Source organism: Gallaecimonas zhanjiangensis, assembly GCF_057624825.1.
In genome coordinates, this window is record NZ_CM172603.1 from 3,281,074 (window position 1) to 3,293,916 (window position 12,843).

The 12,843-nt window shown below is 59.3% G+C and carries 14 protein-coding genes; 4 read left to right on the plus strand and 10 right to left on the minus strand.

The features are described 5' to 3' along the window. The first annotated feature begins 49 nt into the window (after positions 1-49). The 3 genes from AC22G1_RS15555 to AC22G1_RS15565 all read left to right on the plus strand — a co-directional run bounded on the left by AC22G1_RS15555 (position 50) and on the right by AC22G1_RS15565 (position 3,033). A complete protein-coding gene (locus AC22G1_RS15555) occupies positions 50-610 on the plus strand; it encodes a lipid-binding SYLF domain-containing protein (protein WP_487314179.1) in 561 nt (186 codons plus the stop codon). A gap of 144 nt (positions 611-754) precedes the next feature. Next, the gene (locus AC22G1_RS15560; RefSeq protein ID WP_487314180.1) at positions 755-2,296 is read left to right on the plus strand and encodes a methyl-accepting chemotaxis protein; all 1,542 of its coding nucleotides are present in this window, start codon (positions 755-757) and stop codon (positions 2,294-2,296) included. Between the two features lie 86 nt (positions 2,297-2,382). Beyond that, on the plus strand, positions 2,383-3,033 hold the full coding sequence (locus tag AC22G1_RS15565) for an HAD family hydrolase (RefSeq protein ID WP_487314181.1): 651 nt from the start codon (positions 2,383-2,385) through the stop codon (positions 3,031-3,033). Between the two features lie 29 nt (positions 3,034-3,062). On the opposite strand, the gene gpt is transcribed toward AC22G1_RS15565, so the two are convergent. The 6 genes from gpt to pstS all read right to left on the minus strand — a co-directional run bounded on the left by gpt (position 3,063) and on the right by pstS (position 8,685). Beyond that, entirely contained in the window at positions 3,063-3,533 is a 471-nt protein-coding gene (gene gpt / locus AC22G1_RS15570) for a xanthine phosphoribosyltransferase (RefSeq protein ID WP_487314182.1), read from the minus strand. 4 nt (positions 3,534-3,537) lie between these two features. After that, complete coding sequence (locus AC22G1_RS15575) at positions 3,538-4,869, minus strand: NCS2 family permease (protein WP_487316734.1); 1,332 nt, start codon at positions 4,867-4,869, stop codon at positions 3,538-3,540. Between the two features lie 130 nt (positions 4,870-4,999). Next, positions 5,000-5,800, minus strand: coding sequence for a phosphate ABC transporter ATP-binding protein PstB (pstB, locus tag AC22G1_RS15580; RefSeq protein ID WP_487314183.1), 801 nt, complete (start codon positions 5,798-5,800; stop codon positions 5,000-5,002). Then, positions 5,800-6,633, minus strand: a complete 834-nt coding sequence (gene pstA, locus AC22G1_RS15585) for a phosphate ABC transporter permease PstA (protein ID WP_050657692.1) — start codon at positions 6,631-6,633, stop codon at positions 5,800-5,802. The genes pstB and pstA overlap by 1 nt, the downstream gene beginning before the upstream one ends. Continuing rightward, on the minus strand, positions 6,630-7,565 hold the full coding sequence (gene pstC, locus AC22G1_RS15590) for a phosphate ABC transporter permease subunit PstC (RefSeq protein WP_417354446.1): 936 nt from the start codon (positions 7,563-7,565) through the stop codon (positions 6,630-6,632). The genes pstA and pstC overlap by 4 nt, the downstream gene beginning before the upstream one ends. A 76-nt stretch (positions 7,566-7,641) precedes the next feature. Further along, positions 7,642-8,685, minus strand: a complete 1,044-nt coding sequence (gene pstS / locus AC22G1_RS15595; protein ID WP_487314184.1) for a phosphate ABC transporter substrate-binding protein PstS — start codon at positions 8,683-8,685, stop codon at positions 7,642-7,644. Positions 8,686-8,712: 27 nt separating this feature from the next. On the opposite strand from pstS, the gene AC22G1_RS15600 reads away from it, so the two are divergent. Beyond that, positions 8,713-9,207, plus strand: coding sequence for a hypothetical protein (locus AC22G1_RS15600; protein ID WP_487314185.1), 495 nt, complete (start codon positions 8,713-8,715; stop codon positions 9,205-9,207). Positions 9,208-9,270: 63 nt separating this feature from the next. Here the strand turns inward: AC22G1_RS15600 and AC22G1_RS15605 are convergent, their stop codons facing one another. The 4 genes from AC22G1_RS15605 to AC22G1_RS15620 form a co-directional block, all read right to left on the minus strand. Next, positions 9,271-10,812, minus strand: a complete 1,542-nt coding sequence (locus AC22G1_RS15605; protein WP_487314186.1) for a M17 family metallopeptidase — start codon at positions 10,810-10,812, stop codon at positions 9,271-9,273. A gap of 108 nt (positions 10,813-10,920) precedes the next feature. Beyond that, positions 10,921-12,351 (minus strand): PepSY-associated TM helix domain-containing protein, encoded by a 1,431-nt coding sequence (locus tag AC22G1_RS15610; protein WP_487316735.1) that lies wholly within the window; start codon positions 12,349-12,351, stop codon positions 10,921-10,923. A gap of 5 nt (positions 12,352-12,356) precedes the next feature. Next, entirely contained in the window at positions 12,357-12,605 is a 249-nt protein-coding gene (locus AC22G1_RS15615) for a hypothetical protein (protein ID WP_050657697.1), read from the minus strand. Further along, positions 12,602-12,805 carry a hypothetical protein gene (locus AC22G1_RS15620; protein ID WP_487314187.1) on the minus strand — a complete coding sequence of 68 codons (204 nt, stop codon included), beginning with the start codon at positions 12,803-12,805 and terminating at the stop codon, positions 12,602-12,604. The genes AC22G1_RS15615 and AC22G1_RS15620 overlap by 4 nt, the downstream gene beginning before the upstream one ends. Positions 12,806-12,843: the final 38 nt, after the last annotated feature.

Genomic DNA, 12,843 nt, shown 5'->3' on the forward strand with positions numbered 1-12,843 from the left:
GGGTTCATCCGGGCCGCCTATAGTCAGAGGCAGCAATAAGGAGGAACCCATGGCATTACGTACCCTGACCGCATCCTTGGGCCTGGCTCTGTTGCTCTCGGCCTGCACCAGCACCGGTGACACCCCGGCCGAGAAACGCCAGGCGGTGCTGCAAATGCAGCAGCAAACCCTGGCAAAGCTCTATGCCAAGCACCCAGGAGCCCGCACTACAATCGCCAACGCCTATGGCTACGGCGTCTTTGATCTGGCCAACCAGAACCTGATTTTGCTGTCCACCTCCGGTGGCTACGGCGTGCTCACCGACCAGGCAGGCCACCACACCTACATGCGCATGGGCGGTGGCGGTATCGGTTTTGGGCTGGGGATCAAGGACTACAGCGAAGTGGTTATCTTCAAGCACAAAGCGGATTTCGAGCGCTTTCGCGACTTTGGCTGGGACGCCTCGGCCCAGGCCGAAGCCACCGCCAAGGCCAACGACAGCGGCGGCGATGTGGCGGCCAATCAGTCGGTGGATTTAGACGTGACCACCTACCAGCTCACCGAGTCGGGCATTGCCTTGCAAGCGACCATCGGCGCCGCCAAATACTGGCGCTGGGATGAACTCAACTGACAGGGGCCTTCGGGCCCTTTTTCATTGCCCCACTCTTCGCCTTGTCAACGAATTGGACTATATCAGTTAAGCGTTGAATATCTTAAAGTTCATGACCATTTAGCCGATACTAGCCAGTAGAACCTTTCCCAAGGAAGACAGCTTATGCGCAAGAATCTCCCTGTAGTCGACTCAGAGGTACAGGTACCTGAGGGAGAAGAGCTGGTCTCGACCACCGATCTGCGTGGCGTGATCACCTACGCCAACGACGCCTTTATCAAGGTCTCGGGCTTTAGCGAGGCCGAGCTCGTTGGCCAGCCCCACAACATGGTGCGCCACCCGGACATGCCATCGGCGGCTTTTGCCGATGTCTGGGCCAAGCTCAAAGCCGGCCGCCCCTGGCGCGGCATGGTGAAAAACCGCTGCAAGGATGGCCGCTATTACTGGGTGGATGCCTACCTGACCCCGATCATGGAAGGCAAGCAGTGCGTGGGCTTCCAGTCGGTGCGCCGTAAAGCGACCCGCCACCTTATCGAGAAAGCCGAGAAGGCCTACGCCCGCATCAACAAGGGCGAGAAGGTCCGTAAACTGGTGGACCTGCGCGGCTTTAGCTTTGGCGGCCTGCCGGTGATAGTGCTGGGCCTGATTGCCTTTTTTGTATTTGGCTTTAATACCGCCCTTACCTTCTGTATTGGCGGCCTGGTGTCGGCGCTGGGCATCTTTGCCTGGCTGCGCCCGCTGTGGGTACAAGACGAACAGGCCACCAATTTTCACAACCTGCATCTGTCCCAGGCCATTTACGTGGGCCACGGCTTTGGCGCCGGCATGCGCTTTGACGCCATGATGAACTGGTCCCGTAACGCCGCCATGTTGGGCCGCACCAAGGACGCCACCCATTCGCTGAGCGACGTGTCCGCCAACCTGGTGCGCAGCGTTACCCACACCCGCAAGGAAGTGCTGGCCCAGGAAGACGAAGCCAACAAGATGGCGGTGGCCATCAACCAGTTGACCGCCACCATCCAGGAGATCGCCCGCTCCAGCCAGAACACCTCTGACGAAGTGCGCGACACCCACACCCAGTGCGACAACGCCCGCACCGCGCTGAAAGACTCGGCGGTGCGCATTAATAAACTCCAGGATGACGTAGAAGAGTCCGCCCGCGCCGCCGAGGCCCTGCAAGCCGAGACCCAGAAGGTCACCAGCATCATGGGCGAAATTGAAGGCATTGCCGACCAAACCAACCTGCTGGCCCTGAACGCCGCCATTGAAGCGGCCCGCGCCGGTGAACATGGCCGCGGCTTTGCGGTGGTGGCCGACGAAGTGCGCGCCCTTTCCAGCCGCACCCAGCAGTCGGCCGGTGATATCCGCGACAGCCTGGCCGGTATGCGCCGCATGCTCGACTCCTGGCGCGAGCTGATGGAGCGCAACCGCGAGCACGCCCAAAGCTGCGTGGACGGCACCCAGGCGGTGACAGTGACCCTGGACGACATCTTTGGCCGGGTTGCCGAAATCAACGACTTGGCGGCGCAAATTGCCACCGCCGCCGAAGAGCAAAACGCGGTGGCGGTAGAGGTCAACGACAACATCCAGCGCCTCAAGGATTTGTCCGAGAGCACCTCTTATGCCATGGACGAGCTGGAAAAAAGCGGCCTGCTGCTCAACAAGAACACCGACCGCATCGCAGGCCTGGCCCGCACCTTCGGCTAAGCATTAGCACCCCTATCAAGGCCAGCCATCGAGGCTGGCCTTTTTGTTATCATGGCTCCCCCCACGCCGTACCCGGAGCCAACACCATGTCCCAGCAGGTTGCCGTATTCGACCTCGACCACACCCTGATTGATACCGATAGCGCCAACGGTTTTGGCCTCTGGGCCCACCGCCAGGGGCTCTGGGCCGTGGACGACCTGCACGGCAAACTGGCCCACTGGCACCGCCTTTATGTAGAAGGCGCCCTGCCAGTGGACGAATACTTGGCATTTATCATCTCCCCCTTTACCGGCCAGCGCCGCGATACCGTCGCCGCCTGGGTGGATGCCTTTGCCCAAGAGGAAGTGGCCCCCAAGGTAAGGGCCGACGCCATGAGCGCCGTTAGGCGCCACCAGGAGCAGGGCCACCGGGTGATAGTGGCCTCCGCCACCATCGCCCCCATCGTTGAGGGGGTATGTAGGCTGCTGGGGTTAGATGAAGTGATAGCCACCGAGCTGGCAGTCGAGGGCGGGGTCTTTACCGGCCAATGCCAGGGGGTGCCCAGCCTCGGCCACGGCAAGGCCTGGCGGTTGGCCCAGCATCTGGGTGAAAAGCCGGCCCTGCTGCACGCCTATTCCGATTCCATCAACGATCTGGCGCTGCTGAGCCTTGCTGATAGCGCCCATGTGGTGACCCCGGACCCAAAGCTGGCCGCCATCGCCGAAGTGCGCGGCTGGCCGGTGTATCACTGGCGATAAAAAAACCGGCCTTGAGGCCGGTTTTTTTATCAGTCGCGCCCGGACAAGGGGGCTTGGAAGGCAGGGCCCATATCCCAGGGCTGCTCAATCCAGGTGTCCTGGGCAATATCTATTACGTACTCGTCGATAAAGGGCTTGCCGCTTGGCTTGGCGAACACCGCCACCAGCTTGGCCTTGGGGTACATTTCCCGCAGGGCCCGGGCGGTATTGCCGCTGTCTACCAGGTCGTCCACCACCAGCCAGCCTTCGCCGTCACCCACCGCCTCGCTGGCCGGTTTGATGATGTTCAGGCCGCGCTGGGCGTCGTGGTCGTAGGAGGAAATGCACACGGTATCGACGTTGTGCACACCCAGCTCACGGGCCAGTACCAGAGCCGGGGCCATGCCGCCACGGGTCACCGCCACTATGCCTTTCCACTGCTCGGCAGGCAGCTGACGGGCTGCCAGTTCGCGGGCGGCCTGATGAAAGGCTTCCCAGGTGACCAGATATTTTTTTGTCATAGCATCATCCTGCAAAAGCAAATTTCAAGAAGAACAGAATCGCCAGCACCCACACCGCCGGGCTCACTTCTTTGAAGCGGCCAGCCAGGGCCTTGACCAGGGCGTAGCTGATAAAGCCGAGGGCAATGCCGGTGGCGATGGAATAGGTCAGCGGCATCATGATCAGCACCACCGCTGCCGGTACCGTTTCGGTCAGGTCATCCCAGTCCAGGTGGCGAAGACTAGTCAGCATCAGCACCGCCACGTACACCAGGGCGCCGGCGGTGGCAAAGGCCGGTACCATACCGGCCAGGGGCGCGAAAAAGAGCGCGGCCAGGAACAACACCCCAACGGTAACGGCGGTCAAGCCGCTGCGGCCACCGGAGGCAACACCAGCGGTGCTTTCCACATAAGAAGTGGTGGTGGAGGTACCCAATGTGGCACCGACGATGGTGGCGGTTGAATCGGCCAACAATGCCTTGGAAAGCCGTGGCAGGTTGCCCTTTTTATCAAGAAGATCGGCCTTTTGCGCCACCGCCAGTAAGGTGCCTGAGGTGTCGAACAAGTCCACGAACAAGAAGGCAAAAATCACCGACAGCATGGAGATACTAAAGGCGCCGGCCAAGTCCATCTTGGCAAAAGTGGGGGCCAGAGACGGCGGCGCCGACACCAAGCCTTTGTATTCGGTAAGGCCAGCCACCAAGCCCAGCACGGTGATCAGCAAAATGGCAATCAGCACCCCACCTTTTACCCGCCGCGTCTCCAGCGCCACAATCAGGAAAAAACCGAGGATAGCCAGCAGCACCGAGGGTTTACTCAAATTGCCCAGGCTCACCAGCGTGTCCGGGTTGTCCACCACCACGCCGGCGTTAGTCAGGCCAATCATGGCCAGGAACAGGCCGATACCGGCGGCTATCCCCACCTTCAGCGCGCCGGGGATGGAATTGATTATCCACTCACGAATTTTGAACAGCGACAGCAGCACGAAGATACAGCCACTGAAGAACACCGCGCCCAGGGCGGTTTCCCAGCTGTAGTGGTCGTGCAAAACCACGGTGTAGGTAAAGAAGGCATTAAGGCCCATACCCGGTGCCAGGGCAATGGGATAGTTGGCCAGAAAGCCCATCACGAAACAGCCAAAGGCGGCTGCCAGACAGGTGGCCACGAAAATCGCGCCCTGGTCCATACCGGTCTTGGCCAGTACCGACGGGTTGACGAAGATGATGTAGGCCATGGTCAGGAAAGTGGTGATACCGGCTATCACTTCCTGACGGGTATTGGTGCCGAGCTCAGAGAGCTTGAACAGTTTTTCGAGCATGGGGGAGCCACTCAAAGACGGAGAATGGCGCGCGATTATCCAAGCAGGGCAAACGTTTTGCAAGGCGCGAAACAGCCATTCCCGAGCTGTATCAGGTTACCACCATGTTACCCAAAACCCCTGGTCGGTAAAGTGCTAATAAAAAAGGCCGCTTACGCGGCCTTTTCGGTTAACCAAATGTACCCTGCACATAATCTTTGGTGCGGGCATTAACCGGTTTTTTGAACACCTGCTCGGTTTCACCGAACTCAATAAGCTCGCCCAGGTACATAAAAGCGGTGTAGTCGGAGATCCGCTGCGCCTGCTGCATGTTGTGGGTCACGATGACGATGGTGTAGTGCTTGCGCAGCTCGCTGATGAGCTCCTCGATACCCTGGGTAGCTATGGGGTCCAGGGCGGAGGTGGGCTCGTCCATCAAAATCACCTCGGGTTTGAGGGCGATAGTGCGGGCGATACACAGGCGCTGCTGCTGGCCACCAGAGAGGCTGGAGGCGTCGCTGTTGAGCTTGTCTTTCACTTCGTTCCACAGCTGGGCCTGTTCCAGGGCCTCACGCACACGCTTGTCCATCTCCTTGCGGGACAGGCTCTCGTAGAGCTTGATACCAAAAGCGATGTTGTCGTAGATGCTCATCGGGAAGGGGGTGGGCTTTTGGAACACCATGCCCACCTTGGCGCGCAGGTCGTTCAGGCTCACCTTTTTGGTCAGCACGCAGCTCTCATCCAACAACACGTTGCCCTCAGCGCGCTGGCCGGGGTAGAGCTCATAAATGCGGTTCAAACAGCGCAGCAGGGTGGATTTGCCACAGCCGGACGGGCCTATCATCGCGGTAACGCGATTCTTGTAGATAGGCAGGCTCACTTCGAACAGGGCCTGCTTGTCCTTACCGTAGAAGAAATTCAGCCCTTGAACGTCCATGCGTTTTTTAAGGGGTGAAGCCTGGTAATTCTGGATATGGGCGACCTGGCTCATCAGGACCTCCGTTTTTTCAGTTGCGGCAGTACCCGCGACAAAATGTTGAGAAGCAGGATGGCCATGGTGATCAGCAAAGCGCCGGCCCAGGCCAGTTGGTTCCAGGATTCGTAAGGGCTCATGGCGAACTGGTAAATGGTTACCGGCAGGTTGGCCATGGGCTCATTGGGATTGAGGGTCATAAAGCTGGAGTTAAGAGCGGTAAACAGCAAAGGTGCCGTTTCACCGCTGATGCGCGCCACCGACAGCAAAATACCGGTCACGATACCGGTACCAACACTGCGATAGCACAGGCTGACAATCACCTTCCAGCGCGGGGTACCAAGGCCGGCACCGGCTTCACGCAGGTTACGGGGCACCAGTTTAAGCATCTCTTCGGTGGTGCTGATGATGATGGGCAGGGCAATGATGGCAAGGGCGATACTGCCGGCCCAGCCGGAGAAGTGCCCCATGCCTACTACTACCAGCTGATACACGAAGAGGCCCACCAGGATGGAAGGGGCGCTCATCAGCATGCCGTTCAAGAAGCGGATGGTGTCGGCGGTCTTGGAGTTCTGGCCAAACTCGGCCAGCCAGGTACCGGCCAGCACCCCAATCGGGGTGGCCAGCACAATACCCAGAGCGGTCATCATCACGCTGCCGATAATGGCGTTGGCCAGGCCGCCTTCACCGCCGGGGCCCGGGGTGACTTCGGTAAACAGCGACCAGCTCATGCCGGCCAGGCCTTTTTCGAACAGGGTGTAGAGGATCAACACCAATACGCCCAGGCCCAGCAAAGTGGCACCCAGACAGAAGGCCTTGAACAGCACGTTCTTGGCTTTACGCATGATCATTGCATTTTCCTCCGCAGCAGCACCCGGGCTGTGCCCATCACCACGAAGGTGATCATGAACAGCACCAGGCCCAGGCCGATAAGAGAAGCGATGTGCGTCTCACCGGTGGCCTCGTTGAACTGCTCGGCGATGGTGGCGGAAATAGAGGTAGCCGGCATGAACAGGCTGACGTCCATGCTCTGGGCGCCGCCAATCACGAAGGTGATAGCCATGGTTTCCCCCAGAGCCCTTCCCAGCGCGAGGATCAGCGCGCCGAAAATGGGGCCCTTGATGGCGGGCAACAAAACCTTGGCAATCACTTCGAACTGGGTAGCGCCGATACCGTAGGTGGCTTCACGCAGTACGTTGGGCACTGTGCTGAGCGCCTCTTTGATAAGGGAGGTCAGAATTGGCAGGATCATGAAGGCCAGAATGATGCCTGATGTCAAAAGTCCCACACCCATGGGGGGCCCACTGAATAAGCTGCCGATAACCGGCAGCTCTGCCAAATGCTCACCAGCCCACATCTGGAACCCTTCCGAGAACCAGGGGGCAAACACAAAGAGACCCCACATGCCGTAGATGATGCTGGGCACGGCGGCCAGCAGCTCAATGGCAATGGACAATGGCTTGGACAGCCATTTGGGGCTTAGCTCGGACAGGAAGATGGCCACGCCCACGCCAACGGGCAAGGCCAGCAACACGGCGATAAGCGACGACACCAAAGTGCCGTACAGGGCGTTAGCGGCCCCGAATTGCTCATTTACCGGGTCCCATTCATTGCTGAAAAAGAATCCCAGGCCGAACTTTTCGAGGGCCGGCCAGGCGCCTGTCACCAGCGACAACAGCAAAGCAAACATCAATACAGCGATGAGCCCTGCACTGGCCATGCTGGCCTTACGGAAGAATCCATCGCCGTCCACTGGGAATGCCTTGAGCAGTAATGCTTTCATAGTCAAAGGTATCAGCTCTACAAACAACTAAACCCCCGCGCCGAAGCACGGGGGTGAATTTCATGACAAGTTACTGTTAGTAAACAGCTTTGCCATTGTTTTTGATGTCCTGGGTCCACATGGATTCAACCATTTTGACCACATTGGCGGGCATCGGTACGTAGTCCAGCTCGGTGGCCAGCTTGTCGCCTTTCTCGTAACCCCACTGGAAGAACTTCAGAACTTCCTTGGCAGTCTCAGGGTTAGCCTGCTCTTTGTGCATCAGGATGAAAGTAGCGGCAGTCATCGGCCAGGAGTCGGCACCAGGCTGGTCGTTGAGGATCAGCTTGAAGCCAGGAGCGTGGGCCCAATCGGCGTTGGCAGCAGCGGCCATGAAGGCTTTCATGGAAGGCTCTACGAAGGCGCCAGATTGGTTTTGCATCTGGGTGTAGGTCAGGTCGTTGGTTTTGGCATAGGCAAACTCAACGTAACCGATAGAACCCTTGGTGCGCTTAACGAAGTTGGCCACACCGGCGTTGCCTTTACCGCCCAGCTGGTGAGCTTCTTTCGGCCAAGCCACTTCTTTACCTACGCCTACGTTGGCTTTCCAGTCGCCAGAAACGCGGCTCAGGTAGTCGGTGAAGTTGTAGCTGGTACCGGAACCGTCAGAGCGGTGTACGGCGTAGATAGGCAGGTGAGGCAGTTTCAGGCCGCCGTTCAGCTTTTTCAGCTCAGCGTCGTCCCAGAATTTTACTTTGCCCAGGTAGATGTCAGCCAGGGCTTCGCCAGACAGTTTCATTTCACCGGCTTTCACGCCAGGAACGTTAACAACGGCAACGATGGAGCCCATAACGGCCGGGAACTGTACCAGGCCTTGCTTGTCCAGCTCGGCTTTGTCGAGCGGCGCATCGGAAGCACCGAAGTCAACGGTGTTAGCGATGATTTGTTTGATACCACCACCAGAACCGATAGCCTGGTAGTTCAGTTTGACGCCGGTTTCCTTGTTGTATTGCTCGGCCCATTTGGCGTAAACAGGATAAGGGAAGGTAGCGCCAGCGCCGTTGATCACGGTGTCTGCAAAAGCAGAGGCTGAACCCAGAACAGCGCAGCTAAGTACCACACCTTTAAGCAACTTATTCATATCGAGATCCTAAAACCAGTTGGTGAGATGAGACGCCTTGGCGCCTCCTTTTTTCATCAGGTCGGCAGTTTTTTACCATCGCAAGATGACGGCTATGTGACAGCTTTAGGACAGTTGCTGGAGATGGGGGGTATGAAAGGGAAAAAAGCCAATAAAAAAGGGCCCTTGCGGCCCCTTTTGTCATCACAGGATTTTTTATTTTTTCTTTGGTGCCTTGGACCACTGAGTGGGGTAAAGGAACAGCGGCATGCTGCGCTGCTCACCCTTGGCCGGCGGAAAAACACCCTGGTTGGCAAAAGGAAAGACGATTTTCATAGTTCAGCTCCTCAATTTCGTTCACAGGCTTCTCGGCACTTGCCCTCTTGGGCGCCTGATCTCGGTTCCGTGGAGATTCTTATCCCCCAATCCATGGAGTTAGCACGAGGAGGTTTTCTCAACCTCGAAGCCAGTATAGCAAAATGTAGTTTTATTACAATAAAACCAAACAAAAAATCCGTAAAATACCAGTTTACGCTGGCGTAAAGTAATTTAATTACAAAATAAGGGCAAAAAAAGCCCACCTCGAGGGTGGGCTTGTCGCTTACGTTAAAGCAGGTAACTGGCGGCCAGGGTGATCACCGGGGCCGCAGAAGGGGCGCCATGTTGCCAGTCGCCCCCTTCAATGCCTGAGCCGGCAATATCCAGGTGGGTGTAGGGAATGGGCTGGGCACTGTCCAGGCCGTGTTTGGCAAGGCCGGAGGCGATATCCAAAAAGGCCATGGGGAACTGGTGGCCTCGGGCGGTGACAGAAGAACCGGCATTGTTACAGCTCAGCACGTCGTCGGCGCGGGTGCGCGGCGCAATAAAGGCGTAGTCTTCGCGGCGCACGCGGGACACATCGGCCGGGTCGCCGTACAGGTCGCCAAGGGTAGCCAGGGTGCGGCCGATGTTAAGCTCGCGGGCCGGGCCGTTTTCCACTACAGCGGTGTAAGGGCCAAGGGCGCGGGCGGCATGGCCGGTCAGGGTAGCGATGGAGAAAATTTCCGGCTCCACCGCATCAACCGCCGCTTCACGCAGGTGAGAGAGGAGGTCGGCCAGTACCAGGCGCCCTTCGGCGTCGGTGTTACCGATGCGCACCCGCACCCCGCCGTGGCTGGTGATGATCTCGTCCGCCACAAAGCTGTCGGCACCGATTGAGTTACGCACCGCGCCAATTTCGGCGATGGCTTTGATGCCCTGGGGCTTGAGCTCGGCCAGGGTTTTCATAAAACCGGCCACGGCGGCAGCGCCGCCTTTGTCGCGGCTCATGCCGGCCATATGGCCACCCACTTTCAAATCGGCGCCGCCGGTGTCGTAAGTCACGCCCTTGCCGGCAAACAGCAGGGTCTTCTCAATGTCCCCTTCCCCTTGGTATTCCAGGCGAATAACGCAGGGCACATGGCGCTCTACCGCCAGGCTGGCGCGGGCCACCGCCATCATTAGCGGGTAGTCGCGCTTGAGGGTGTCGGTGTCGCGCAGCACGGAAACCTTCACCGGGCTGCCGGCAAAGAGCTTCTCGCAGTATTCGGCAAATTTAAGGGGCGCCATACGCTCGGGCTCGGTGCCGCAAAGGTCGCGGCCGGCGCGGCGGCCCGCTTCGATAGCGGCGGCGGCGTCCACATCCAAAGATGCCGACAGCACCCCAACCAGGGAGACCGGTTCGACTTCGGCTTCACCCAGGGCTTCACGGGCTTCCAGCGGCTGCCACAGGCCTTGCCAGAACCCCAATAAAGACAGCAGTTCGGCCTGGGCGTAGCGCTCGTCGTCCGGCACGCCGGCCACTTGCAGCAAAGGCTTGGTGATACCGGCAGCCAGGGCCAGAGCTGCGGCTTTTTTACCGGCGTCATAGAAGCGGCGCACATCGTCGTAATCGCGCAGCAAAGGGCCGGTGGCGGTGCTGATAAGGCGCTGGCCCGGCAGCTTGGCGGCGGGGATCAACAGGCTATCGCTGGCAACCCGGGCATCGATGCGGGCATGCTCGGCCAGCACGCTTGCCAAAGGCTCGGCCAGGGCCGCGCCGGGGCTATGAATAAGGATAAGGGCATCGTATTGGCCGCTCTCAAGGGCAGCTTCGAAGGAGGCTTCACGTTGTGGTTTGGCAAAGGCCATAAGAGATTTCCATTACTGAGTTTGCAGCCATTCTAGGGCAGTCCCCCGGTGCAACCAAGGGACGGCCCGCCGCGCCGCACCAGGGAACTGTAAATATTGGTGTCGGCGCTAGGACGCTGGAGGCGACAAGCGCCGGGTCAGTAGCGTGGCGCCCGCCCCCAGCACCAGGGTACCGGCCACCAGGGCCAGTGCCCAGGCCCAGAGCTCTGGCCCCTGTTTCAAGGCAATGGAGCCAAGGCTTGCCAGGGCGAAAAGCCCGCCGGTCCACCACAAAAACGCCACCCGGCGGCGCCCGGCGCCAGTAGCCATGGGCCAGAGCACCGGCAGCAAGGTCACCACCCAGAACACCCAAGGGAAGGCCCAGAACCGCGCCGGGCTATCCATGGGCAGGTAGCGGGCGGCCAGCAGCAGCGCCAGGGTACCCAGTGGCAGGCTACCGGCCAGTACCAGAGATTTGCGGTTGTAGTGATAAAGCCAGCCGCTTTTAGGCAGCCGCCCATGGGCCCGCAAGGCGCCGCCAAAGAGCATGCCAAGGCAAGCAATGCCTAAGGCGCTGAACAGCCAGATAAGGGTAATGCCACCAAAATGGCCGTAATGCAGGGCCACAAAGGCGCCGTAAATCAGCCGTGACGGGCCCATGTTGTCCTGGCGGATATCACTCAAAGGCGCCTTGGCGCCGGGAGTAAAGATTATCTCGCGGGTTTCAACCAACTCGCGGCCGCGGCTACTGGCCGCGATAACCTGCTGGTTTTGGTCCTTCCAGGGGCCAATGGTCAAGCGGGTGGGCTGGACCCCTAAAAGCGCCTCGCTTTGGGCAAGAAGGGCCGAGGGCTGCAACTGCGCCGCTGCCACCTTGGCCGCTTGGGGTACCTGGGCAAAGCCCATGTCATTCATCAGGGCGCTGCGGTCTCCCTGGTAAGGGCCCATCAGCAGCAAGGCCTGGTACAAAACCAGCAGGCAAAATGCGGCGCCGGTGATGGCGTACATCAACAGGTACGGCAGGCTGGCGATGCCAACCAGTTTGTGAAGGTCCAGCCATTTGTCCTTGGCCGAATCGGGCCGGTACTGCTGGAACTGACGCTTGAGGTTGGGCCAATGCACCACCATGCCGTTGATAAGCAGCACCAGCATCAAAATGGCCACCAGGCCTGCTAGATAAAGGCCCATGGGCAAGGACAGGGAATCGTGGATGGTGAGCAGGGTGCGCCCGGCGTTACCCCTGATGGCATCGGTAAGCACGGTGCCGTCAGCCAAAATGGCCTGGTAGCCTTTGCCGCCGTAATACATCAGCGGGAAGCCACCCTCCTCGGCCGGGTAAAAAGAGAGGCTGCCGCCTTCTTTTAATATGCCCTGCTGCTCAAGCCGATTGGCGGCTTGGTCCATGGCCTGAGGCAGCGTCAGCTGCCCTTGGCGCCCAAACTCCCATTGATAGAGGGCGTCGTGAAAAAACAGCACGATGCCGGTAAAGAAGATGATGGCCAGCGGCGGCGTGATCAATACCCCCACCCAGTTGTGGACCTGGGTCCAGTAGCGGCGCATAAAACTCACCACAGCACTCCATTAACAAGGGCCGAGAGCAGCAGCGCGGCGCCCCAGGAGGCCACCCCATGGTGCAGGCGGCGGCCATCGCACAGCATGAACATCACCACCAGCGCCCAGATGGGCATGGCGGCCAGCAAAATGCCCGCCAGGCGGCTGCCGTTTTCAATGGGCATCAGCAAGAACCAGTTAAGGGACAACGACAAGCTCAGCAGCCCGCCAATAATGAGGCTCACCAGCAAACGCAGGGTCATCGCGCCCTCCTTGGCAGCAGCAGCGGCCACAGCACCAGCCCGGTCATGGCGCCGGTTAGCGCCATGGCCCACTGAGCACTGTCGTCAAACACCAGGGTGCTCAGCACCGTCACAACCAGTACCGCGCTAATAACGGCCCAGAAATACCGGCGGTAGTGCCACCCCAACCAGGTCGCCAACAAGGTCCCTATGCCCAGCATGCAGCCTCCAAATAACAATTATTATCATTATCACGAAA